The sequence below is a fragment of the Streptomyces antarcticus genome, from assembly GCF_026627255.1.
GTDB lineage: Bacteria > Actinomycetota > Actinomycetes > Streptomycetales > Streptomycetaceae > Streptomyces > Streptomyces antarcticus.
The window spans coordinates 58,045-80,782 of record NZ_JAPNLM010000010.1; the positions used below are offsets into that span (position 1 = coordinate 58,045).

General features: G+C 71.5%; 20 protein-coding genes. 13 read left to right on the forward strand and 7 right to left on the reverse strand.

Annotated elements, in window-relative coordinates:
• The first annotated feature begins 11 nt into the window (after positions 1–11).
• Together dcd and OTB16_RS17070 are read left to right on the forward strand one after the other, a co-directional pair.
• A complete protein-coding gene (dcd, locus tag OTB16_RS17065; protein WP_267721078.1) occupies positions 12–599 on the forward strand; it encodes a dCTP deaminase in 588 nt (195 codons plus the stop codon).
• Positions 596–1,093 carry a phosphoribosyltransferase gene (locus tag OTB16_RS17070; protein ID WP_267721079.1) on the forward strand — a complete coding sequence of 166 codons (498 nt, stop codon included), beginning with the start codon at positions 596–598 and terminating at the stop codon, positions 1,091–1,093. The genes dcd and OTB16_RS17070 overlap by 4 nt, the downstream gene beginning before the upstream one ends.
• Before the next feature lie 46 nt (positions 1,094–1,139).
• On the opposite strand, the gene OTB16_RS17075 is transcribed toward OTB16_RS17070, so the two are convergent.
• The 3 genes from OTB16_RS17075 to OTB16_RS17085 form a co-directional block, all read right to left on the reverse strand.
• A complete protein-coding gene (locus OTB16_RS17075) occupies positions 1,140–2,051 on the reverse strand; it encodes a YIP1 family protein (protein WP_267721080.1) in 912 nt (303 codons plus the stop codon).
• Positions 2,052–2,268: 217 nt separating this feature from the next.
• Positions 2,269–4,974, reverse strand: coding sequence for a (Fe-S)-binding protein (locus tag OTB16_RS17080; protein WP_324290837.1), 2,706 nt, complete (start codon positions 4,972–4,974; stop codon positions 2,269–2,271).
• A gap of 111 nt (positions 4,975–5,085) precedes the next feature.
• Entirely contained in the window at positions 5,086–5,616 is a 531-nt protein-coding gene (locus OTB16_RS17085) for a sugar transferase (RefSeq protein ID WP_267721081.1), read from the reverse strand.
• Between the two features lie 398 nt (positions 5,617–6,014).
• Here OTB16_RS17085 and dnaK point away from each other — a divergent pair, with 398 nt between their 5' ends.
• Genes dnaK through OTB16_RS17105 form a run of 4 tightly spaced genes read left to right on the forward strand, consistent with a single transcriptional unit; the run spans position 6,015 to position 10,238 of the window.
• Positions 6,015–7,862 carry a molecular chaperone DnaK gene (dnaK, locus tag OTB16_RS17090; protein WP_267721082.1) on the forward strand — a complete coding sequence of 616 codons (1,848 nt, stop codon included), beginning with the start codon at positions 6,015–6,017 and terminating at the stop codon, positions 7,860–7,862.
• Positions 7,862–8,539 carry a nucleotide exchange factor GrpE gene (gene grpE, locus OTB16_RS17095; protein WP_267721083.1) on the forward strand — a complete coding sequence of 226 codons (678 nt, stop codon included), beginning with the start codon at positions 7,862–7,864 and terminating at the stop codon, positions 8,537–8,539. Before dnaK ends, grpE begins: the two co-directional genes overlap by 1 nt.
• Positions 8,540–8,578: 39 nt before the next feature.
• Positions 8,579–9,784: a molecular chaperone DnaJ gene (dnaJ, locus tag OTB16_RS17100; RefSeq protein WP_267721084.1), complete on the forward strand. Its 1,206-nt coding sequence runs from the start codon at positions 8,579–8,581 to the stop codon at positions 9,782–9,784.
• Position 9,785: 1 nt separating this feature from the next.
• Entirely contained in the window at positions 9,786–10,238 is a 453-nt protein-coding gene (locus OTB16_RS17105; RefSeq protein ID WP_267721085.1) for a heat shock protein transcriptional repressor HspR, read from the forward strand.
• A 78-nt stretch (positions 10,239–10,316) separates the two neighbouring features.
• Here the strand turns inward: OTB16_RS17105 and OTB16_RS17110 are convergent, their stop codons facing one another.
• Positions 10,317–11,309: a helix-turn-helix transcriptional regulator gene (locus OTB16_RS17110; protein ID WP_267721086.1), complete on the reverse strand. Its 993-nt coding sequence runs from the start codon at positions 11,307–11,309 to the stop codon at positions 10,317–10,319.
• A gap of 144 nt (positions 11,310–11,453) precedes the next feature.
• Here OTB16_RS17110 and OTB16_RS17115 point away from each other — a divergent pair, with 144 nt between their 5' ends.
• Entirely contained in the window at positions 11,454–11,762 is a 309-nt protein-coding gene (locus OTB16_RS17115; RefSeq protein ID WP_267721087.1) for a hypothetical protein, read from the forward strand.
• Entirely contained in the window at positions 11,759–12,073 is a 315-nt protein-coding gene (locus OTB16_RS17120; protein WP_267721088.1) for a Rieske (2Fe-2S) protein, read from the forward strand. The genes OTB16_RS17115 and OTB16_RS17120 overlap by 4 nt, the downstream gene beginning before the upstream one ends.
• A 164-nt stretch (positions 12,074–12,237) precedes the next feature.
• Here OTB16_RS17120 and OTB16_RS17125 read toward each other — a convergent pair whose 3' ends face one another.
• Positions 12,238–12,648: a pyridoxamine 5'-phosphate oxidase family protein gene (locus OTB16_RS17125; protein ID WP_267721089.1), complete on the reverse strand. Its 411-nt coding sequence runs from the start codon at positions 12,646–12,648 to the stop codon at positions 12,238–12,240.
• 156 nt (positions 12,649–12,804) lie between these two features.
• On the opposite strand from OTB16_RS17125, the gene clpB reads away from it, so the two are divergent.
• Positions 12,805–15,405 (forward strand): ATP-dependent chaperone ClpB, encoded by a 2,601-nt coding sequence (clpB, locus tag OTB16_RS17130; RefSeq protein WP_267721090.1) that lies wholly within the window; start codon positions 12,805–12,807, stop codon positions 15,403–15,405.
• A gap of 125 nt (positions 15,406–15,530) precedes the next feature.
• Positions 15,531–16,076, forward strand: coding sequence for a type III secretion system chaperone family protein (locus tag OTB16_RS17135; RefSeq protein ID WP_267721091.1), 546 nt, complete (start codon positions 15,531–15,533; stop codon positions 16,074–16,076).
• Positions 16,077–16,086: 10 nt separating this feature from the next.
• Here OTB16_RS17135 and OTB16_RS17140 read toward each other — a convergent pair whose 3' ends face one another.
• Both OTB16_RS17140 and OTB16_RS17145 read right to left on the reverse strand, forming a co-directional pair.
• Positions 16,087–17,277, reverse strand: coding sequence for a glycosyltransferase family 39 protein (locus OTB16_RS17140; protein ID WP_267721092.1), 1,191 nt, complete (start codon positions 17,275–17,277; stop codon positions 16,087–16,089).
• Between the two features lie 162 nt (positions 17,278–17,439).
• A complete protein-coding gene (locus OTB16_RS17145; protein ID WP_267721093.1) occupies positions 17,440–18,630 on the reverse strand; it encodes a pyridoxal phosphate-dependent aminotransferase in 1,191 nt (396 codons plus the stop codon).
• A gap of 798 nt (positions 18,631–19,428) precedes the next feature.
• Here OTB16_RS17145 and OTB16_RS17150 point away from each other — a divergent pair.
• The 3 genes from OTB16_RS17150 to OTB16_RS17160 all read left to right on the forward strand — a co-directional run bounded on the left by OTB16_RS17150 (position 19,429) and on the right by OTB16_RS17160 (position 22,724).
• Positions 19,429–19,992 (forward strand): DUF2617 family protein, encoded by a 564-nt coding sequence (locus tag OTB16_RS17150; protein ID WP_267721094.1) that lies wholly within the window; start codon positions 19,429–19,431, stop codon positions 19,990–19,992.
• A 200-nt stretch (positions 19,993–20,192) separates the two neighbouring features.
• Entirely contained in the window at positions 20,193–21,836 is a 1,644-nt protein-coding gene (locus OTB16_RS17155) for a polyamine aminopropyltransferase (RefSeq protein WP_267721095.1), read from the forward strand.
• A 33-nt stretch (positions 21,837–21,869) separates the two neighbouring features.
• Positions 21,870–22,724, forward strand: a complete 855-nt coding sequence (locus OTB16_RS17160; protein ID WP_267721096.1) for an SRPBCC family protein — start codon at positions 21,870–21,872, stop codon at positions 22,722–22,724.
• The last annotated feature ends 14 nt before the right edge of the window (positions 22,725–22,738 follow it).

A 22,738-nucleotide genomic window follows, 5' to 3' on the forward strand; every position in this document is an offset into this window, starting at 1 on the left:
ATCCTCGGGACGTGCTTCTCTCTGACAAAGACATCCGGGCCGAGATCGACAGCGGACGGGTCCGCATCGACCCGTTCGACGAGTCGATGGTGCAGCCCTCCAGCATCGATGTACGGCTCGACCGGTTCTTCCGGGTCTTCGAGAACCACCGGTACGCCCACATCGACCCCGCCGTCGAGCAGGCGGACCTGACGCGGCTGGTCGAGCCCGAGGGCGACGAGGCGTTCATCCTGCACCCGGGCGAGTTCGTCCTCGCCTCCACGTACGAGGTCATCTCGCTGCCCGACGACATCGCCTCCCGCCTGGAGGGAAAGTCCAGCCTGGGCCGCCTCGGTCTGGTGACGCACTCGACCGCCGGGTTCATCGACCCGGGCTTCTCGGGGCACGTGACCCTGGAGCTGTCGAACCTCGCCACCCTGCCGATCAAGCTCTGGCCGGGCATGAAGATCGGGCAGCTGTGCCTGTTCCAGCTCAGCTCGCCCGCGGAGTTCCCGTACGGCAGCGACCGGTACGGGTCCAGGTACCAGGGGCAGCGCGGGCCGACCGCCTCGCGTTCCTTCCAGAACTTCCACCGCACCCAGGTGAGGCACGAGGCATGAGCGAAGTACGCGAGAACCTCAACTACGAGGGGTTCGGGCGCGCCGTCCGCGAGCTGGCGCAGACCATCGCCGACGACGGCTACGAGCCCGACATCATCCTGAGCATCGCCCGCGGCGGGGTGTTCGTCGCCGGCGGGCTGGCGTACGCGCTCGACTGCAAGAACATCCACCTCGTGAACGTGGAGTTCTACACCGGCGTCGGGACCACCCTGGAGATGCCGGTCATGCTGGCGCCCGTGCCCGAGGCGATCGACTTCACGAACAAGAAGGTCCTGATCGCCGACGACGTCGCCGACACCGGCAAGACGCTCAAGCTGGTGCACGACTTCTGCCTGGGGCACGTCGCCGAGGTGCGCTCCGCAGTCGTCTACGAGAAGTCCCACTCCCTCGTGAAGTGCGAGTACGTGTGGAAGAAGACCGACGAGTGGATCAACTTCCCCTGGTCGGTCGAGCCGCCCGTGGTCAAGCGCGAGGGCCAGGTCCTCGACGCCTGATCCGGACCCGCACCTGCGTCGTGTTCGGCGGGGTGGTGGGCGGCCGTTACAGCGTGCCGAGCTTGATGATCGACAGCAGTGCGATGAGCTGGATCGCGGACGCGCCCAGCGCCTTCGGCCACGGCAGGTCGTGGGACTTGCTGATCAGCGACGTGAACAGGGCGCCGGCCGCGACCCAGGTGGCCCAGCCGAGGACCTGCACCACCATGTTGTCGCCGCCGAGGAACACGGCGAACAGCAGGCGCGGCGCGTCCGTGATGGACATGACCAGCATCGACAGGCCCACCGTGGGCTGCCAGGAGCCGTCGCCGCCCATCTGGCGGGCCAGGGTGTGCGTCACCGCGCCCAGGATCAGCCCGCAGATGACGAAGGCCACGCCGGTGCTGAGGACGATCGGGATGGCCGCGCCGAGGGGCGCCTTGATGGCGTCCTCGCGGGCCTTGTCGAAGCCGAACACCGCGAGCATCCCGTAGAGGAAGGTCATGGTCAGCGCCGGGCCCCAGACGGCGAAGTCGCGCATCTGGAGGAAGGTCTGCCCGGGGCGGGTCACGATGCCGCGGAGCAGTTCCTTCCACGGCAGCCGCGGGCCGGACGGCGCCGCCGCGGCCGAGCCGGCCTGGTAGGTCGCGCCCTGGCCGTACGGGTCCTCGCCGATGGAGAACGCACGGGTGTGCCCCGGGTTGTCGTTCCCGTAAGCCGGCCCGGGCGCGGGGGCGCCGGGTGAGCCGGGGGCTCCGTGGCCGTACGGGGGCCGCCCCTGCGGCTGCTGACCGTACGGGTCGAAGTACTCGGGCTCGCCTTGGTCTCCCGGGGCCTGCGAGGGCCACTGCTGTTGCGGGGGGTAGGGCTGCTGGCCGTACGGCGGCGGCGGTTGCTGCTGACCGTACGGCTGCTGCTGCGGGGGTTGTTGCGGGGTGCGGTTGTTGTCCCGGCCGCGTCCGATCCTGAATCCAGCCACGTGATCGAACGTACCTGGTCCCGTGGGTCCCGGTGGCCGGGCGGCCGGAACACGCGGCCTTTGCGGCTGACCTGTGACATCCCCTAGGGGAACCCCGGGGGGTTGTCCACACCCCGGCGTGACGTCCGGTGTGGAGTGAAATGGCCGTACCGCGGAACGCGCGACGGCCGGTCCCCCGGGTGGGGGACCGGCCGTCGCGGTGGTCGGCTGCGGGCGGTTACTTGCCGCTCTCCGCCGTCTGGGGCTTGCCTTCCGCCTCGGGCTCGGCCTCGGATTCCTTGGCCTCGGGCTCGGCCTCGGATTCCTCGGCCTCGGATTCCTTGGCCTCGGGCTCCTTGGCCGTGGCCTCCTTGGCCGTGGCCTCCGGCTTCGACTCGGCCTCGGCGGCGGGTGCCGCTTCGGCCTTCGGCGCGGCCTTCGGCGCGGCCTTCGGCGCGGCCTTCGGCGCGGCCTCGGCGGGAGCCGGGGTGGGCTCCGCCTTCGGCGCGGTCTCGGTGGCCACCGGCTCCGCGGGAGCCACCGGCTCCGCCTTGGCCACCGGGGCCGGCTCCGCAGCCGGCTCCGCCTTCGGCGCGGCCTTGACGGCAGCCGTCGTAGCCGTAGCCGTAGCCGCAGGTGCCTCCGCCTTCGCGGCGGGGGCCGGCTCGGCCGCGGTCGCGGCCGGCTCCACCACCGGCTCGGGCTCGACCATCGGCTCCGGCTCCACCACCGGCTCCGGGGTCCTCACCGACTCCAGCAGCAGCTGCGCCACGTCCACGACCTGCACGGACTCCTTGGCCTGGCCGTCGTTCTTCTTGCCGTTGACCGAGTCCGTCAGCATCACCAGGCAGAACGGGCACGCGGTGGAGACGATGTCCGGGTTCAGGGACAGGGCCTCGTCGACGCGCTCGTTGTTGATGCGCTTGCCGATCCGCTCCTCCATCCACATCCGCGCGCCACCGGCGCCGCAGCAGAAGCCCCGCTCCTTGTGGCGGTGCATCTCCTGCTGGCGCAGGCCCGGTACGGCCGACATGATCTCGCGCGGCGGCGTGTAGATCTTGTTGTGCCGGCCCAGGTAGCACGGGTCGTGGTACGTGATCAGGCCCTCGACCGGCGTCACCGGCGTCAGCCGGCCCTCGTCGATCAGGTGCTGGAGCAGCTGCGTGTGGTGAATGACCTCGTACTCGCCGCCCAGCTGCGGGTACTCGTTCGCGATGGTGTTGAAGCAGTGCGGGCAGGTCGAGACGATCCGCTTCGCCGACTTCGGCTTCTTCGTCGTCGGGTCCTCGTCGTCCTCGCCGAAGGCCATGTTCAGCATGGCCACGTTCTCCTGGCCCAGCTGCTGGAACAGCGGCTCGTTGCCCAGGCGGCGCGGCGAGTCGCCGGTGCACTTCTCGTCGCCGCCCATGATCGCGAACTTGACGCCCGCGATGTTCAGCAGCTCCGCGAAGGCCTTCGTCGTCTTCTTGGCCCGGTCCTCGAGAGCGCCCGCGCAGCCGACCCAGTACAGGTAGTCGAACTCCGAGAGGTCCTCCGCGTCCTTCCCGATGATCGGGACCTCGAAGTCGACCTCCTTCGTCCACTCGACGCGCTGCTTCTTGGCCAGGCCCCAGGGGTTGCCCTTCTTCTCCAGGTTCTTGAGCATCGTGCCCGCCTCCGACGGGAACGCGCTCTCGATCATCACCTGGTAGCGCCGCATGTCGACGATGTGGTCGATGTGCTCGATGTCGACCGGGCACTGCTCCACGCACGCGCCGCAGGTCGTGCAGGACCACAGCACGTCCGGGTCGATGACGCCGTTCTCCTCGGCCGTCCCGATCAGCGGGCGCTCGGCCTCGGCGAGGGCGGCCGCGGGGACGTCCTTCAGCTGCTCCGCCGTGGCCTTCTCGTTGCCCTCCATGTCCTTGCCGCCGCCCGCGAGCAGGTACGGGGCCTTGGCGTGCGCGTGGTCGCGCAGCGACATGATCAGGAGCTTCGGGGACAGCGGCTTGCCGGTGTTCCAGGCGGGGCACTGCGACTGGCAGCGGCCGCACTCGGTGCAGGTGGAGAAGTCGAGGATGCCCTTCCAGGAGAACTGCTCGACCTGGGAGACGCCGAAGACGTCGTCCTCGCCCGGGTCCTCGAAGTCGATCTCCTTGCCGCCGCTCGTCATCGGCTTGAGCTCGCCGAGCGCGACCGCGCCGTCGGCGTTCCGCTTGAACCAGATGTTCGGGAAGCCGAGGAAGCGGTGCCAGGCGACACCCATGTTGGTGTTGAGCGAGACGACGATCATCCAGACCAGCGACGTGCCGATCTTGATCATCGCGGTGAAGTAGATGGCGTTCTGCAGGGTGCCGAGCGAGAGTCCCTCGAAGGCCAGCACCAGCGGGTACGACACGAAGTACGCCGGGTCGTACGAGTCCACGTGGTGGATCGCGCCCTCGAGGCCGCGCAGGGCCAGGATCGCCAGGCCGATCGTCAGGATGATGTACTCGACGAAGTACGCCTGCCAGGCCTTCGAGCCGGTGAAGCGCGACTTGCGGCCGGCCCGCGACGGCAGGTTCAGCAGCCGGATCGCGATCAGGACGACGATGCCCACGACCGTCATCAGGCCGATGAACTCGATGTACATCTCGAACGGCAGGAAGCCGCCGATGACCGGCAGCGTCCAGTCGGCCTGGAAGAGCTGGCCGTACGCCTGGGCCAGCGTCGGCGGCAGCGTCAGGAAGCCGATCGCGACGAACCAGTGCGCGAAGCCGACGATGCCCCAGCGGTTCATCCGGCTGTGGCCGAGGAACTCCCGGGCCAGGGTGAGCGTTCGTGCCTTCGGGTCGTCCGTTCGGCTGCCCGCGGGGACGGGCTGGCCGATCTTCACGAACCGGTAGATCTGCGCCACGGCTCGTGCGAGCAGCGCGACGCCGACCACGGTCAGGACCAGCGACACGATGATCGCGGCGAGTTGCATGGAAGGGCTCCTCGGGCGGGGACTTACTAAGCGGTAACTTATTGAGTCAAGGCTTGAGGTTACCCATTCTCCGCGCCGCAATGTAGGCGAGCGTGCGGTGATCTGTGTCGCTCAGGCATACCTGTGTCGGTAGGCCGCGCGAGGGGTCTGAGCGAGGATCGCGAGATCCATCCCCAGCCAATGGCTCTCCACATAGTGCCGGTCGAGCAGGGCCATCTCCTCCCAGGGCAGGTCAGAGCGTGCGCTCACCTGCCACAATCCGGTCATTCCGGGGCGAACGAGCAGTCGGTCGGGCCGGTCCGTACGCGGCTCGGGGCGCGGGCCGACCAGAGACATCTCACCGCGGAACACGTTGAGCAGCTGCGGGAGCCCGTCGAGGGCGCACCGCTCGACCGCCGCCCCGGCCCGGCCCGCGCCGTCCGTGCGCAGCCGGTACGTCAGGAACGGGCGCCCGGCGAGCCCCGCGGCGGGCTCCCGTACGAGGACCCGCCGGCCGTGCGCGGTCGCGAGCACGGCGGCGGCCAGCGCGACCGGCACCGCGCACAGGGCCAGCAGGATCGCGGCCCCGATGAGGTCGAGCACCCGTTTCGCCGGCGGCCGGACCGGCCGCGGGAGGGGGAGGGCAGCGAGCGTCAGAGGCATGCCGAAACGGTCCCGCACGGCGGTGGCGCGCCCGGCGCGCCGCGCGGCGGAAGAGGGCCGGACGGGTGCCCGCGCTGGGCCGTTCGGGTGGAACCGCGTCTCCGGCGGCATCCCGCGAGTGCCCCCGGGGCGTCTGCGGGGTGTGCCCGGGGGCCTGCCCAGTGCCCCCGGAAGCCCGCCAGGAAGCCCGCCCGGAAGCCCGCTCGTTCGCGCCTCCCGAGCCCCGGGAGCCCGCCGCCGGCCCCGCGCCGCGCGCTTCGGCAGGAGCGGGCCGGGCCGGGTAGTTGCGCGTAAGGAAGGCCTAAAGATTGAGTCGGCTCGACTCAGCTCTGTTGACGCAGGCGCGACGATCGTGCATGGTTGAGTCTGTTCCACTCAAGTCAGCTGGAGGAATCGAAATGGCACGTGCGGTCGGCATCGACCTGGGCACCACTAACTCCGTCGTCAGCGTTCTGGAAGGCGGCGAGCCCACCGTCATCACCAACGCCGAGGGCGCCAGGACCACGCCGTCCGTCGTCGCCTTCGCCAAGAACGGCGAGGTGCTCGTCGGCGAGGTCGCGAAGCGCCAGGCGGTCACGAACGTGGACCGGACCATCCGCTCCGTCAAGCGCCACATGGGCACTGACTGGAAGATCAACCTGGATGGCAAGGACTTCAACCCGCAGCAGATGAGCGCCTTCATCCTGCAGAAGCTGAAGCGGGACGCCGAGGCCTACCTGGGTGAGAAGGTCACGGACGCGGTCATCACCGTCCCGGCCTACTTCAACGACTCCGAGCGTCAGGCGACGAAGGAAGCCGGCGAGATCGCGGGTCTGAACGTCCTGCGCATCGTCAACGAGCCGACGGCCGCCGCCCTGGCCTACGGTCTCGACAAGGACGACCAGACCATTCTGGTCTTCGACCTCGGTGGCGGCACCTTCGACGTCTCGCTCCTCGAGATCGGCGACGGCGTCGTCGAGGTGAAGGCGACCAACGGCGACAACCACCTCGGTGGCGACGACTGGGACCAGCGCGTCGTCGACTACCTCGTGAAGCAGTTCCAGAACGGCCACGGCGTCGACCTGGGCAAGGACAAGATGGCGCTCCAGCGCCTGCGCGAGGCCGCCGAGAAGGCGAAGATCGAGCTGTCCTCCTCCACGGAGACCTCGATCAACCTGCCCTACATCACGGCCTCCGCCGAGGGCCCGCTGCACCTGGACGAGAAGCTCACGCGCGCCCAGTTCCAGCAGCTCACCTCGGACCTCCTGGACCGCTGCAAGACCCCGTTCCACAACGTCATCAAGGACGCCGGCATCCAGCTGTCCGAGATCGACCACGTGGTCCTGGTCGGCGGCTCCACCCGCATGCCGGCCGTCGCCGAGCTCGTCAAGGAGCTCACCGGCGGTCAGGACGCCAACAAGGGCGTCAACCCGGACGAGGTCGTCGCCATCGGCGCGACCCTCCAGGCGGGCGTGCTCAAGGGTGAGGTCAAGGACGTCCTGCTCCTCGACGTAACCCCGCTGTCCCTCGGTATCGAAACCAAGGGCGGCATCATGACCAAGCTCATCGAGCGCAACACCACGATCCCGACCAAGCGGTCCGAGATCTTCACGACGGCCGAGGACAACCAGCCGTCCGTGCAGATCCAGGTCTACCAGGGCGAGCGTGAGATCGCGGCGTACAACAAGAAGCTCGGCATGTTCGAGCTGACCGGCCTGCCGCCGGCCCCGCGTGGCGTCCCGCAGATCGAGGTCTCCTTCGACATCGACGCGAACGGCATCATGCACGTCACGGCCAAGGACCTCGGCACGGGCAAGGAGCAGAAGATGACCGTCACCGGCGGCTCTTCGCTCGGCAAGGACGAGGTCGACCGCATGCGCCAGGAGGCGGAGCAGTACGCGGACGAGGACCTGCGCCGCAAGGAGGCCGCCGAGTCCCGCAACCAGGGCGAGCAGCTCGTCTACCAGACGGAGAAGTTCGTCAAGGACAACGAGGACAAGGTCCCGGCCGACGTCAGGACCGAGGTCGAGACGGCCGTCTCCGAGCTCAAGGAGACCCTCAAGGGCGAGGACACCACCGCGATCCGCACCGCGACGGAGAAGCTCGCCGCGGTCAGCCAGAAGCTGGGCCAGGCGATCTACGCCGACGCGCAGGGCGCCCAGGGTGCGGCCGGAGCCGCCGGTGACGCGGGCCAGGCCAAGGCCGACGACGACGTCGTCGACGCCGAGATCGTCGACGACGAGAAGCCGAAGGGTGGTGCTGCCTGATGTCGGAGGAGACCCCGGGATTCGACGAGAAGCCCGAAGTCCCCGCCGACGGCACGCCCGACGAGCCGAAGGCCGCCGACTCCTCCAAGGAGGAGGCGGCGGCCCCGGCCGGGGACGACGCGCAGGCCGCCGGCCAGGAGACGGCGCTGCTGGCGCAGCTGGACCAGGCCCGTACGGCGCTCTCCGAGCGCACCGCGGACCTCCAGCGGCTTCAGGCGGAGTACCAGAACTACCGGCGCCGGGTGGACCGGGACCGGATCACCGTCAAGGAGATCGCGGTCGCGTCCCTCCTGACCGAACTGCTCCCGACTCTGGACGACGTCGGCCGGGCGCGGGAGCATGGCGAGCTGGTCGGCGGTTTCAAGTCGGTGGCCGAATCGCTCGAGACGGTCGCCGCCAAGATGGGCCTCCAGCAGTTCGGCAAGGAGGGCGAGCCCTTCGACCCGACGATCCACGAGGCCCTGATGCACTCGTACGCGCCGGACGTCACCGAGACGACCTGCGTGGCGGTCCTGCAGCCGGGCTACCGGATCGGCGAGCGTACGATCCGTCCCGCACGGGTCGCGGTGGCCGAGCCCCAGCCGGGCGCGGCCCCCAAGTCCGCGGGCTCCGACTCCGCCGACGCGGAGGGCGAAGCACCGTCGGACAAGGACGCGGATGCCCCCGACAAGGGCTGATGCACCACACGTAGAGGCGCGAGAGGAGGGACACCGGGGATGAACACGAAGGACTTCGTCGAGAAGGACTACTACAAGGTCCTCGGTGTCCCGAAGGACGCCACCGAGGCCGAGATCAAGAAGGCGTACCGGAAGCTCGCCCGCGAGTTCCACCCGGACGCCAACAAGGGCGACGCCTCGGCCGAGGAGCGCTTCAAGGAGATCTCCGAGGCGAACGACATCCTCGGTGACCCGAAGAAGCGCAAGGAGTACGACGAGGCCCGCTCCCTGTTCGGCAACGGCGCCCTCTTCGATCGTGGCGGTCGCCCGGGTCCGGGCGGGGGCGGCGGCTCGTTCAACTTCGACCTCGGCGACCTCTTCGGCGGGCAGCAGCCGCAGCAGGGCGGCCCGGGCGGCGGCTTCGGCGGCGGTCTGGGCGACGTCTTCGGCGGCCTGTTCAACCGCGGCGGAGCCGGCGCCGGTACGGGCACCCGTACCCAGCCGCGCCGGGGCCAGGACGTGGAGTCGGAGGTCACCCTCTCCTTCACGGAGGCGGTGGACGGGGCCACGGTCCCGCTCCGGATGTCCTCGCAGGCGCCCTGCAAGGCCTGTTCGGGCACCGGCGACAAGAACGGCACCCCCAGGGTGTGCCCGACCTGCGTCGGCACCGGCCAGGTGTCGCGGGGCAGCGGCGGCGGGTTCTCCCTGACCGACCCCTGCGCGGACTGCAAGGGCCGCGGCCTGATCGCGGAGCACCCCTGTGACATCTGCAAGGGCAGCGGGCGCGCCCGCAGCTCCCGGACCATGCAGGTGCGGATCCCGGCGGGCGTCTCCGACGGCCAGCGGATCCGGCTGCGGGGCAAGGGCGCGCCGGGCGAGCGCGGTGGTCCCGGCGGCGACCTCTACGTCGTCGTCCACGTCGACGCGCACCCGGTGTTCGGCCGCAAGGACGACAATCTGACGGTGACCGTCCCGGTGACCTTCGCCGAGGCGGCCCTGGGCGCCGACATCAAGGTCCCGACCTTGAACGGCCCCTCGGTGACGCTGAAGCTGCCGCCGGGCACGCCGGGCGGCCGCACCATGCGTGCGCGCGGCAAGGGGGCGGTCCGCAAGGACGGCACCCGCGGCGACCTGCTGGTGACGGTGGAGGTGGCCGTCCCCGCGGAGCTGTCGGACGAGGCGCGCGAGGCGCTGGAGAAGTACCGCGAGGCGACCGGGTCGGAGGACCCGCGCTCCGCGCTGTTCGAGTCCGCGAAGGGAGCATGACATGGACGGCCGCCGGAGGAATCCCTATCAACTGACCGACGAGACCCCGGTCTACGTGATCTCGGTGGCCGCCCAGCTCTCGGGTCTGCATCCGCAGACCCTGCGGCAGTACGACCGGCTCGGCCTGGTCTCCCCGGACCGCACGGCGGGCCGCGGCCGGCGCTATTCGGCCCGGGACATCGAGCTGCTCCGCACGGTGCAGGCGCTGTCCCAGGACGAGGGCATCAACCTGGCGGGCATCAAGCGGATCATCGAGCTGGAGAACCAGGTCACCGCGCTCCAGCAGCGCGTGGCCGAGCTCGCCGCCGCGGTGGACGGCGCGGCCGCCGCGCTGCAGGCCCGTGAGGCCCAGGTGCACGCCTCGTACCGGCGCGACCTGGTCCCGTACCAGTCCCCGCAGCCGGGCAGCGCCCTGGTGGTCTGGCGCCCGACGCCGAAGCGTCCGCTGGACTGACGCACGCCGTACGTACGAGGGCCCCGCCCGGGAACGCTCCGGGCGGGGCCCTCGCGTACGCCCGGGGCGGCCGCCCCCTTACAGCGGCGGCCGGCCGGCCGGGCCCGAGACGCGGCCGAGGATGCCCGACTGGGCGATCAGGTAGCCCAGCTGGGCGCGGCTGCCGCTGCCCAGGGCGGTGGCCAGCTTGGCGATGTGCGCGCGGCAGGTGCGGACGTTCATGCCGAGGCGGCGGGCGATGGCCTCGTCCACGTGTCCCTCGACGAGGAGCTGGGCGATGGAGCGCTGAACGCCGGAGATCCCCGAGGGCGTCGGGTCGTACGGGATCTGCTCGTTGAGGGGGGTGGCGCGGCGCCACAGCTGTTCGAAGACGCGGACCAGGTAGCGCACGAGCGCCGGGTGGCGCAGTTCCAGGGCGATCTGCTGGTCGTCGCTGGCCGGTATGAAAGCGACCGATTCGTCGCAGATGATCAGCCGTTCGACCAGTTCCTCGAGTGTCCGGATCTCGACCTTGCCACTGGCCATCCGGTCGACGTAGGCCATGGTGCCCCGGCTGTGCCGGACGGTGTGCTGGTACAGGGTGCGCATGCTCACGCCCCGCCGGATGAGCGGCTGGTCGCGCTCGATCGCCTGGTTGAGTATGTTCTCAGAACGCCCGCCGCCCGGCTGGATGGTGAGCATCTCCGCCTGGCACTCGGCCGTGGCGACGTTGAGCGCCGCGTTGATCCTGTTGAATCCCTCCAGCACGGTGATCGCGTGCGTGGGTGCGGGAGTCAGAGCGCTGATGGCCATGAATGGCTCAAACGCTTCGGCGAGCTCGATGGAGGAGCGCCTGCGGTGCAGGATCTCCCGTTCCAGCGGGTGGAGCCGTTGGGCCAGTGCGACCGACGGTGGAACCGGGCGGAGCCAGTTGTCGTCATCCGGATCAGGGTGCAGCAGCGCGAATTCCAGCAGGCAGGGCACCTGATCGACCTCCTCGCGGGCGATTCGGCCGGAGCTGAGGGCACTTGCGTACAGCTCTGCCCCCAGGTCGCACAGGTCCGTCACCGCATGGGGATGTGTCTGGTTCATGCGCATAATCGGCAAATCTCCCACCCCCAGGGTCCTGCATGTACAGGAACATGATGCATCGCCACGGTGGCAATGGCGTGGCTCGATCAGTCATCGTCTGAGATGCGGGGGAGAGGAATCCATCAAGTGAGGACAACGTCGACCATGTACAAGAAATTGCTTCGCTCGGTGGCTGCCATTGCTCTCTCTACGGCTGCTGCTGTCGGTGGAATCTCGCTCGCGGACAGCGGCTGGGGCAGCGCTCCCGCCGACAGCGGCTGGGGCGCCGGTGTCACCAGTGATGACAGCGGCTGGGGAACACCCGGCAAGAGCGACAGCGGCTGGGGAAGTGTCCGGGCCGACAGCGGTTGGGGACCGTCGTCGCCCAAGGACGACAGCGGCTGGGGCAGCGGGCCGGCCGGCGCGCAGTCCGACAGTGGCTGGGGTGTGGGTGGGAAGTCGTCGGACGCATGACCCCCGACGACCGCGGGTTCCGCCGCGAAATGGCCTCTGCCTACCGTTCCGGCTGGCAGTTCATCGACCTTGCCACCGCGATCCCGTACTCCGGGGACTCGCTGATGGTCACCCTGTTCGGTCAGCCGATCGTCGTCGTGCGCGAGGAGGACGAGGACGTACGTGCCTACCGGTGCCTGCGCCGTCCGAGGGGCGCACCGCAGCCCGTCCGCTGCGAAGTGCGCTACGGAATGGTCTTCGTCAATCTTGATCAGCGCGATCACCAGCTCTTCGAACCCGACATCACCTCCGCCACCCCCCGCAGTGCCTGAAGCGATTCCCCCGTCGTTGCAGATCGCTCAGGCGCTACCCCCACACAGCGGCGCCATCGTGGACCTGACCACGATGGCGCCGTTGTGATGTCCGCATCCAGTGCGCGGCCGGACAAGTCGAAAGTCGTGCGGCCCGGTCCCGCCCCTGGTGGCGCGGTGCGGCCTCAGGCCCGCCCCATGGCCCGTTCCAGGGTGATCTCCACGACCACGCGGTCGGGGTTGGGCGAGGGCACCCGCCCGTAGCGCACCGCGTAGCGCGCCACCGCGTCGGCGACCGACGCCTCGTCCGTACGGACCACCGCGCGCCCCTCCAGGGTGGCCCAGCGGCGCCCTTCCATCTGGCAGACCGCGACCCTCGCCCCGCCCGGCTCCGCGGCGGCCACCAGGATGTTGCGGACCTTCCTGCTGTGCCGGTTGCTGATCACCCGCGCCAGGCCGGCCTCCGGGTCGTACGTCACGCCGACCGGCACCACGTGGGGGGAGCCGTCGGGGCGGTGCGTGGTCAGTGTGCAGACGTGCCGTTCCCGCCAGAAGGCGAGGTACTCGGGCGTCGGGTTGAGTACGTCATGGGACATGGCCCGAAGAGTACGTCCACGGCCGGACGCGCCCGCGGGGTGCCCGCGGGAGTGCGGGTGCCCGCAGGAGTACCGTTCTCCACCTTGAGTGAACTAGACTCAACTTTGCATAGTCGACTCTGTCATGGTTACCCCTTGAGGGAGAGGAGAAGCGCAGTGGACGCCGAGCTGACCAACAAGAGCCGGGACGCGCTGAACGCGGCCACCAGCCGGGCCGTCAAGGACGGCCATGCCGATCTGACCCCCGCGCACCTGCTGCTGGCCCTGCTCGCCGGAGACGACAACGAGAACGTCGTCGACCTGCTCGTGGCCACGGACGCCGACCAGGCGGCCGTACGGGCCGCGGCCGAGCGGCTGCTCGCCGCCCTGCCCAGCGTCACGGGGTCCACGGTCGCGCCGCCGCAGCCCACCCGCGAGCTGCTCGCCGTACTGGCCGAGGCCGACGCGCAGGCCGGGAAGCTCGGCGACGACTACCTCTCCACCGAACACCTCCTGATTGGCACGGCCGCCAAGGGCGGCGCCGCCGGTGAGGCACTTTCCGGCCAGGGCGCGAGCGCGAAGAAGCTGCTGGCCGCCTTCGAGAACGCACGAGGAGGACGGCGGGTGACCACCCCCGATCCCGAGGGCCAGTACAAGGCCCTGGAGAAGTTCGGCACCGACTTCACGGCGGCCGCCCGCGAGGGCAAGCTCGACCCGGTCATCGGCCGGGACCAGGAGATCCGGCGCGTCGTCCAGGTGCTCTCGCGCCGGACGAAGAACAACCCGGTCCTCATCGGCGAGCCCGGCGTCGGCAAGACCGCCGTCGTCGAGGGCCTGGCCCAGCGCATCGTCAAGGGCGACGTCCCCGAGTCCCTGAAGAACAAGCGGCTCGTCTCCCTCGACCTCGGCGCGATGGTCGCCGGCGCCAAGTACCGCGGCGAGTTCGAGGAGCGGCTCAAGACCGTCCTCGCCGAGATCAAGTCGAGCGACGGCCAGATCATCACCTTCATCGACGAGCTGCACACCGTCGTCGGCGCGGGCGCCGGCGGGGACTCCGCCATGGACGCGGGCAACATGCTCAAGCCCATGCTGGCCCGCGGCGAGCTGCGCATGGTCGGCGCGACCACCCTCGACGAGTACCGCGAGCGGATCGAGAAGGACCCGGCGCTGGAGCGGCGCTTCCAGCAGGTGCTGGTCGCCGAGCCGTCCGTCGAGGACACGATCGCCATCCTGCGCGGGCTCAAGGGCCGCTACGAGGCCCACCACAAGGTCGTCATCGCCGACAGCGCCCTGGTCGCGGCCGCCACCCTGTCCGACCGGTACATCACCTCCCGCTTCCTGCCCGACAAGGCCATCGACCTCGTCGACGAGGCCGCGTCCCGGCTGCGCATGGAGATCGACTCCTCCCCGCTGGAGATCGACGAGCTCCAGCGCTCCGTGGACCGCCTGCGGATGGAGGAGCTGGCGCTGAAGAACGAGTCCGACCCGGCCTCCCGCGAGCGCCTGGAGCGGCTCCGCAAGGACCTGGCGGACAAGGAGGAGGACCTGCGCGGCCTGACCGCCCGCTGGGAGAAGGAGAAGCAGTCCCTCAACCGGGTCGGCGAGCTCAAGGAGCGCCTGGACGACCTGCGCGGCCAGGCCGAGCGCGCCCAGCGCGACGGCGACTTCGACTCCGCCTCCAAGCTGCTCTACGGGGAGATCCCCGGCCTGGAGCGCGAGCTGGCCGAGGCCACCGAGGAGGAGGCCGAGGCGTCCAAGACCGGCGCCGCCAAGGACAGCATGGTCAAGGACGAGGTGGGGCCCGACGACATCGCCGACGTGGTCGGCGCCTGGACCGGCATCCCGGCCGGCCGCCTGCTGGAGGGCGAGACGCAGAAGCTGCTCCGCATGGAGGACGAGCTGGGCCGCCGCCTGATCGGCCAGGGCGAAGCCGTACGGGCCGTCTCCGACGCCGTGCGCCGCACCCGGGCCGGGATCGCCGACCCGGACCGCCCGACCGGCTCGTTCCTCTTCCTGGGCCCGACCGGCGTGGGCAAGACGGAGCTGGCCAAGGCGCTGGCGGACTTCCTCTTCGACGACGAGCGGGCCATGATCCGCATCGACATGTCGGAGTACGGCGAGAAGCACAGCGTGGCCCGCCTCGTCGGCGCCCCGCCCGGCTACGTCGGCTACGAGGAGGGCGGCCAGCTCACCGAGGCCGTCCGCCGCCGCCCGTACAGCGTGGTGCTGCTGGACGAGGTCGAGAAGGCCCACCCGGAGGTCTTCGACGTCCTGCTCCAGGTCCTGGACGACGGCCGCCTCACGGACGGCCAGGGCCGGACCGTGGACTTCCGCAACACCATCCTGATCCTGACCTCCAACCTGGGCAGCCAGTTCCTGATGGACCCGGCCACCCCGGTGGAGCAGAAGAAGCAGCAGGTCCTGACCGTGGTCAGGAGCTCCTTCAAGCCGGAGTTCCTCAACCGCCTGGACGACCTGGTGGTCTTCTCCGCGCTCAGCGGCGACGAGCTGGCGCACATCGCCCGCCTTCAGATCGGCCGTCTGGCCAAGCGGCTCGCCGAGCGGCGCCTCACCCTCGACGTCACGCCCGAGGCCCTGGCCTGGCTGGCCGACAAGGGCAACGACCCGGCGTACGGAGCCCGGCCGCTGCGCCGCCTGATCCAGACGGCGATCGGCGACCGCCTCGCGAAGGAGATCCTCTCCGGCGAGGTCCGCGACGGCGACACCGTACGGGTCGACGTGGCCGGCGAGGGCCTGCTGGTCGGCAAGGTCCTCTGACGTTCGTCCGCTCCCGCCCCCCTGGGGTTCCCGTGTCCGCCCGGAGCGGATCGGGCCCCCGGGGGTGGACACGGAGTGGGCGCGATGGGGGAGGATGCAGGTATCCGCACGAAGGGAAAATCACGGTGAGCATCGACCCGGCCTCGATTCCGAACTTCGGAGGGCAGCAGCCCGATCCGCAGGCCACAGGACCGGCGGGCCCCGTCGTCCCCGACCAGGATCTGGTCAAGCAGCTGCTGGAACAGATGGAGCTCAAGTACGTCCTCGACGACGAGGGCGACCTCGCGGCGCCGTGGGAGGAGTTCCGCACGTACTTCATGTTCCGCGGCGAGGACGAGCAGCAGGTCTTCTCCGTGCGGACCTTCTACGACCGCCCGCACAAGATCGACGAGAAGCCGCAGCTGCTCGAGTCGATCGACGACTGGAACCGCCGCACCCTGTGGCCGAAGGTCTACAGCCACACCCACGACGACGGCTCGGTCCGTCTGATCGGTGAGGCGCAGATGCTGATCGGCACCGGCGTGAACCTGGAGCACTTCGTGTCCTCCACGGTCAGCTGGGTCCGTGCGTCCATCGAGTTCGACAAGTGGCTCGTCGAGCAGCTCGGCCTGGAGAAGGACGTCGACTCCGCCGAGGGCGACGAGGACAGGAACGGCGACGCCGGCAACTAGCCGTCGCCCGTCACAGCGGTACGCGCGCCACGAGCAGCAGGTACAGCCCGTAGCCGTAGGAGAGCCCGGCCAGCCCCGCGGTCACCACGACCGAGGTGCGCGGCCGGGCTCTCGCCATCGCGGCGGCCACCGGCAGCAGCAGCGGGAACGCCGGGAGCAGGAAGCGGGGCTTCGACTCGAAGAAGCCGGCCCCGCCGAAGGCCATCAGCAGCAGCACCCCGGTGTACGCGAGCAGCGGCAGCGGGTTGCGGTCCAGCAGCAGGAGCACCGCCAGCAGGCCCGCCGCGGCCAGCACCACCACGGTCACGGTGGTCGCGAGGGTCACGTGCCCGCCGGTCAGCACCCGCTCCGCGGAGCGCAGCGCCCCGGCGCCGAAGTCGAAGCGCGAGCCCCACTGCCGCTGCACGGTGAAGTAGCCGCCGAGGGGGTCTCCCGTCCGGGCCCCCACGGCGAGGACGTACGCCGCCCAGCCCGCGGGCGCCAGCAGCCCGGCCGCCCACACCGCGGGCGCGCGGGACCCGCGTACGGCCACCGCGTACAGCGCGGCGGCGCACACGGCGGCCGCGACGGCGAGCCCCGTGGGCCGGGTCAGCCCGGCGAGGACGGCGAGGCCCCCGGCCCACAGCCAGCGGTCGCGCAGGAGGGCGTACAGGGCCCAGGCGGCGAACGCGGCGAGCAGGGCCTCGGTGTAGGCGAGGGTCAGCACCACGGCGTGCGGGAGGGCCGCCCACAGCCCCACGAGGAGCAGCCCGGCGCGGGCGCCGAGGAGCCGTTCCCCGATCCGGTAGACCCCGACGGCGGCCGCGGCGGCGGCGACCCAGGCGACGAGGAGCCCGGCGGGTGCGGGCCCGCCGGGCAGGACGGCCGAGACGAGCCGTATCAGCGCCGGGTAGAGCGGGAAGAAGGCGGTGTCGCTCTGGACGGACCCGGTGCCGGTGACGGCGTCGGGCCACATCAGGGTGCGGCCGTAGCCGTGGGCGGCTATCCCGAGGTACCAGCCGGAGTCCCAGGACCCGCCGAGCACCTTGAGCGGGTCGCGGCCGGCCCACCAGGAGCCGAGGCCGGCCACGAGCACCCCGGCCCCGCGGACGGCGCTGAACACCCCGAGCGCGAGCACGGACGCCGGGGCGGAGGCCCGGACGGCGCGGACGGCGCGCATCTCCAACGGAGACGCGGACACCGCGGCTCGGCCCGTTGCCATGTGTCCCGACTTTCCGGCTCGTCGTTCGTACGCTCATCCGTTGATGAGAGCTTCGGGCCCCCTCAAAACCGTCAGCTTCACACCGGCCCCGCCCACCCCGCAAGCGCCTCCGGAAACCAGCCTCCGGCGGATACCCGCCGGGCGGCGCGTCGCCCGGACGGCCTAGAGGCGGCGCAGGCGCTCCGCCGCCTCCCGGAGCACCTCGGTCTTCTTGCAGAAGGCCCAGCGGACCTGGGTGCGGCCGGCGTCCTGGTCGTCGTAGAAGACCTGGTTCGGGATGGCGACGACCCCGCAGCGTTCGGGGAGGGCGCGGCAGAAGGCCAGGCCGTCCTTCTCGCCGAGCGGGGTGATGTCGGTGGTGATGAAGTACGTGCCCCGCGGGCGGAAGACCTCGAACCCGGCCGCCGTCAGGCCGTCGGCGAGGATGTCGCGCTTGGCCGCCAGGTCGGCGCGGAACCCGTCGTAGTAGGCGTCCGGGAGGGCGAGGGCCTCGGCGATGGCGTACTGGAAGGGGCCCGACGCGACGTACGTGAGGTACTGCTTCGCCGAGCGGACGGCCGCCACCAGCTCCGGCGGCGCCGTGACCCAGCCGACCTTCCAGCCGGTGAACGAGAACGTCTTGCCGGCCGACGAGATCGAGACCGTGCGCTCGCGCATGCCGGGCAGGCCGGCCAGGGGGACGTGGGCGCCCTCGAAGACCAGGTGCTCGTACACCTCGTCCGTGACGACGAGGAGGTCGCGCTCGACCGCCAGTTCGGCGATAGCCGTCAGCTCGGCGGGGGTGAGTACCGTGCCCGTCGGGTTGTGCGGGGTGTTGAGCAGGAGCAGGCGGGTGCGCGGGGTCACCGCCGCGCGCAGCTCGTCCAGGTCCAGTGTGAAGGCGCCCGCGTGGGGGCGCAGGGTGACGGGGACGCGCGCCGCGCCGGCCATGGCGATGCAGGCGGCGTACGAGTCGTAGAACGGCTCCAGGGCGATGACCTCGTCGCCCGGTTCGAGGAGGGCCAGGAGGGTGGCGGCGATGGCCTCGGTGGCGCCCGCCGTGACCAGTACCTCGCTGTCGGGGTCGTAGCCGAGGCCGTAGAAGCGCTGTTGGTGGGCGGCGACGGCGGCGCGCAGCTCCGGGACACCGGGGCCGGGCGGGTACTGGTTGCCGAGGCCGGTGAGGACCGCGCGGGAGGCCGCCTCGGCGATCCGCGCGGGGCCGTCGGTGTCGGGGAAGCCCTGGCCGAGGTTGATCGACCCGGTGCGGGCGGCGAGCGCCGACATCTCCGCGAAGATCGTGGTCCCGAAGGCCGCCAGACGGCGGTTCAGGAAGGGGCGGTTGCTGCTCACGGGTGCGGTCATGGGCGCCATCCTGCGGGCAACCTCTGGACTTGCTCAAGTGCGCTTTGGCGCGCGGGGGCCGAGGGAATCCCCCTGTCACGCGGGACGCGGGGATCCCGTTCCCCCCGGGAAGACCGGGGCGTGAGAGAGGGGCGAGCGCCATGTTCGTCTTCGGAGTGATCTTCCTTGCCATGGTCGTCGGCGCTGCCGTGGCCCTGGCGATCTGGGCCGTCAGGCGCGCCGTCTCGTCGGCCGCCGCTTGCGGCGTCGGCAAGAGCGGCAGCGGCAGCGGCAGCAGCGGTGGCGGCAGCGGCAGCGGCAGCGGCAGCGGCAGCTGGTGGGCAGGCGGAAGCGGCTCGTCACACTCGTGTTCGAGCAGCTCGTCCTCGTGCGGGTCCTCCTCGTCCTGCGGAGGGTCGTCGTCCTCCTGCGGCGGCGGGGGGTGCGGTTCCAGCTGACACGGGGCAGCGGGGACCGCGCAGGCGCAGGCGTGGACGGAGGCGTGGACGCAGGCGCCGGCGCGGGCGCGAACGGAGGCGCCCGAGGGGGTCAGGATCCCCTCGGGCGCCTTTCTGTCCGGCCTGCACGGCGACGCGCGGGACGCAACTCTTTGAACACGTGAACTGTGGAGCCCCCGGGGGGATGTAAACCCCTTCAAGTTGGGTAAAACCGCTGTGAGTGCCGTGCCTTTCATGATTCCCTCGGTTGAGTAGACCAGTCCTCGGACCTCCCTGGACTTCCTGTGGACCCGTGCCGGTGTCCCCCCACCCGTTGACTACCGCTGGCGGGCTCCGGCCCATCTCCCTCGCGCGTTTGCGGAGCCGACTCATGCTCACGACCCTCCAGACCTCATACACCGACACGCGTGCCGCCGACCTCGCCTGGGCCCTGGGCCGGGACCGGCTGCCCGCCCTGGCCGTACTGAATCTCGAACTGGATGGCGCAAAAGTTGAGTTGCGCCTGCTGGGGGCCTCCCATCAGGTACTCCTCGAGGAGGGTGAGGTGCTCTGCTCGGAGACGGTCGCCTGCATGCCGGGCAGCAGCACGCCGCTGCCGCTCGGCGTGGCCAAGCGGGTGGGCGACTGGGAGTACGAGTTCGCCGCGCGGGTCGAAACCCTGTCCCGCGGATCCTTCGCGGGACGGGCGCAGGAGCTGCTCGCCCTGGTCGCCGACCACCCGAACGGGCTAGCGGGCACGTTCCCGGGCAGTCCGCACGCCTTCACGGCCCTGCTCGCGCAGCGGTGCGAGGGGCAGGTGCGCTGGCGGACCTGGCACGCCTATCCCCAGGAGGGCCAGCTGGTGGCCACCCGCACCCGGGTGGGCGTACGGATGGGTGCGGCGGCTGCGGCGGCCGCCGCAGCCGCCGCGCTGGACAGCCCGGCGCTGCTCTAGGGAGCGCCGCCGCGTCCGGGCCGGGCCGCGTGCCGGCCCGGCGCGTCCCGGCGTGTCCCGCCGCGTCCCGGCCCGGCGCGGGGCGGCGCTCGCGGGGCGCGGGTGGTGCGGTCCGGTTACGTCAACTGGCCGAATCGGTACGCCACTTACATTCATGTGGGTGACAGGGTGCGGGTGGGCCGTAACGTACGGTTCGCTTCATGATCGACCGTTCCGTCCCGCGCCGGGTGCTCCCGGCCCCGGAGCCGCGGGGCGCGGCGACCGTCCAGGCCGCCCTGCCCGTACGGCCCCGGACCGGCCGACTCCTCGTCCTGGCCACGGTGTTCGTCTGCGCCGCCTGCGGGCTGGTGTACGAACTGGAGCTGCTCGCCCTCGGGACCTACCTCATCGGTGACTCCGTCACCCAGGCGTCGGTCGTCCTGTCCGTCATGGTCTTCGCCATGGGTGTCGGCTCCCTGCTCGCGAAGCGGCTGTGCCACCGGCCCGCCTTCGGCTTCGGCGCCATCGAGGCCGCGCTCGCCCTGCTCGGCGGGCTCTCGGCCATGGCGCTGTACGCGAGCTTCGCCTGGCTGGGCGAGTCCCGCCCCGCGCTCGTCGCGTTCTCCTTCGCCATCGGGGTGCTCATCGGCGCGGAGATCCCGCTGCTGATGGTCCTCATCCAGCGGATCCGCAGACAGGACGCGGGCGGGGCCGTCGCCGACCTCTTCGCCGCCGACTACGTCGGGGCCCTGGTCGGCGGCCTCGCCTTCCCGTTCCTGCTGCTGCCGCTGTTCGGCCAGCTCACCGGCGCCCTGCTCACCGGCACCGTGAACGTGGTCGCGGGCGGCGGGCTCGTGCTGTGGCTGTTCCGCCGCGACCTGAGCCGGCGCTCCCGCTGGATCCTGATCGTCCTCAACGCGACCGTCCTGGCCGTCCTCGGCTGCGCGACCGTGCTCGCCGACGACTTCGAACGGGTCGCCCGGCGGGCGGTGTACGGCGGGGAGGTCCGCGTCGCCGTCCAGACCGGGGTGCAGGAACTGGTGCTCACCGGGCCGCCGACCGGCTCCCCGCGCTCCCTCGACCTGTACCTCGACGGGCGGCTGCGGGTCAGCGGGTACGACGAGTACCGCTACCACGAGGCACTCGTCCACCCCGCGATGACCGGCCCGCACGGCCGGGTCCTGGTGCTCGGCGGCGGTGACGGGCTGGCCGCCCGCGAGGTGCTGCGCTACCGCGACGTCGACTCGGTCACCGTCGTCGAACTCGACCCCGGCGTGGTCAGCCTCGCCCGCACCGATCCGATGCTCTCCGCGCTCAACGCCGGGGTGTACGGGGACCCGCGCCTGGGCGTCGTGAACCAGGACGCCTTCGGCTGGCTGCGCCAGCCGGCCGCCCGGGACCGGTTCGACGTCATCGTCTCCGACCTCCCCGACCCGGGCATCACCCCCAGCACGAAGCTGTACTCGCAGGAGTTCTACGGGCTGGCGGCGCGGGCCCTGCGCCCCGGCGGGCGGCTCGCCGTGCACGCCGGGCCGATGGCCGCGCGGCCGCGCTCGTACTGGACCGTCGAGTCCACCCTGCGCGCCGCCGGTCTGCGGACCGCGCCCTACAGCGCGGGCGGCCGCCTCTCCGGCTCCGCCGCCGGACCCGACCGCACCCCCCGGATCCTCGGCGCCGCGCCGCCGCAGGACTGGGGCTTCGTCCTCGCCGCCCGCGACCAGGTGCCCGTCCTGCGCGTGGACCGCGACACGCCGGGGCTCCACTCGCTGTCGACGCGTTCCCTCCAGGACGCCGCGCGCGACACGGAGCGGACCCGGATGCCCGGACTTCCGCCGTCGACGCTGCCGCACCCGCGGTATTCGTGACCCGGCGCGGGTCTCGTCGGTAGGCTCGGCCGCATGGAGCATCAGGTGTTCGTTCCGGTACCGCCCGACGACCTCCGCGCCGTACTGCGCGACCCCGTCCGGGTCGCCCGGTGCGTCCCCGGACTCCAGCAGGACGCCGACGCCGCTTCGGGGCCGCTCTCGGGCCGGCTGAAGGTCCGGGTCGGCGGGCACACCGTGACCTACCGGGGCGCCCTGGTCGTCACCGAGCGGACCCCCGGCCGCTTCACCGCCGACGGAGAGGGCACCGAGGTGCGGGGCCACGGCACCGTCACGGTCGCGGTGGAGCTGCGGCTGAACCCGGTGGACGGCGGGACCCGGCTGGAGTTCACCGCCGAGGGCACCGCCGACGGCCGCGCGGCCGCGTTCACCCCGGGGGCCACCGCCACCGCCGTACGCCGGCTGCTGGACCGGACGGCCGAGCAACTGGCAGCCGTCGCGGCGGAGCCGGCCGAGGCGGCCGCGGACGCGGCCGAGGCAGCCCGGGCGGGCGCCGACGATTCCGATCCCGTCGCCGAGGGCGAGGCCGGCGAGGACGCCGACGCCGCCGGGGAGGAGATCAGCGAGGTCACGGAGTCCGTGTACGGGACCGACGCGCCGACCCCGTCCCCGGACCCGTTCCTCGCCGGTGCCCCGGACGAGCCGGCCGGGGCACCGCGGCCCCCGGCCGAGGCCGCGCACGCCCGCCGCACCATGATCGGCCGCAGCGCCGAGGAGGTGGACCACGCTCCGCCGAGGGGCCGCTACGCACCCGTCCCCGCGCCCTCCGCGGGCACGGCCGGCGACAGCCTGCGCTGGCTCGCCCCGGCCGCCGCCCTCGCCGTGGCCTCGGCCGTCGTCCTGGGCAGGGCGCTGCGCCGCCGACGCTGACGACCGGCCCGCAC

What these genes read in the sequence shown, in the direction of transcription:
- OTB16_RS17105 (WP_267721085.1), top strand. Translation starts at nt 9,786, where the DNA reads ATGGACGGCCGCCGGAGGAATCCCTATCAACTGACCGACGAGACCCCG.
- OTB16_RS17145 (WP_267721093.1), bottom strand. Translation starts at nt 18,630, where the DNA reads ATGGCGCCCATGACCGCACCCGTGAGCAGCAACCGCCCCTTCCTGAAC.
- OTB16_RS17150 (WP_267721094.1), top strand. Translation starts at nt 19,429, where the DNA reads ATGCTCACGACCCTCCAGACCTCATACACCGACACGCGTGCCGCCGAC.
- OTB16_RS17110 (WP_267721086.1), bottom strand. Translation starts at nt 11,309, where the DNA reads ATGAACCAGACACATCCCCATGCGGTGACGGACCTGTGCGACCTGGGG.
- grpE (WP_267721083.1), top strand. Translation starts at nt 7,862, where the DNA reads ATGTCGGAGGAGACCCCGGGATTCGACGAGAAGCCCGAAGTCCCCGCC.
- OTB16_RS17155 (WP_267721095.1), top strand. Translation starts at nt 20,193, where the DNA reads ATGATCGACCGTTCCGTCCCGCGCCGGGTGCTCCCGGCCCCGGAGCCG.
- OTB16_RS17070 (WP_267721079.1), top strand. Translation starts at nt 596, where the DNA reads ATGAGCGAAGTACGCGAGAACCTCAACTACGAGGGGTTCGGGCGCGCC.
- OTB16_RS17160 (WP_267721096.1), top strand. Translation starts at nt 21,870, where the DNA reads ATGGAGCATCAGGTGTTCGTTCCGGTACCGCCCGACGACCTCCGCGCC.
- OTB16_RS17140 (WP_267721092.1), bottom strand. Translation starts at nt 17,277, where the DNA reads ATGGCAACGGGCCGAGCCGCGGTGTCCGCGTCTCCGTTGGAGATGCGC.
- dnaK (WP_267721082.1), top strand. Translation starts at nt 6,015, where the DNA reads ATGGCACGTGCGGTCGGCATCGACCTGGGCACCACTAACTCCGTCGTC.
- OTB16_RS17115 (WP_267721087.1), top strand. Translation starts at nt 11,454, where the DNA reads ATGTACAAGAAATTGCTTCGCTCGGTGGCTGCCATTGCTCTCTCTACG.
- OTB16_RS17120 (WP_267721088.1), top strand. Translation starts at nt 11,759, where the DNA reads ATGACCCCCGACGACCGCGGGTTCCGCCGCGAAATGGCCTCTGCCTAC.
- dnaJ (WP_267721084.1), top strand. Translation starts at nt 8,579, where the DNA reads ATGAACACGAAGGACTTCGTCGAGAAGGACTACTACAAGGTCCTCGGT.
- OTB16_RS17125 (WP_267721089.1), bottom strand. Translation starts at nt 12,648, where the DNA reads ATGTCCCATGACGTACTCAACCCGACGCCCGAGTACCTCGCCTTCTGG.
- OTB16_RS17085 (WP_267721081.1), bottom strand. Translation starts at nt 5,616, where the DNA reads ATGCCTCTGACGCTCGCTGCCCTCCCCCTCCCGCGGCCGGTCCGGCCG.
- OTB16_RS17080 (WP_324290837.1), bottom strand. Translation starts at nt 4,974, where the DNA reads ATGCAACTCGCCGCGATCATCGTGTCGCTGGTCCTGACCGTGGTCGGC.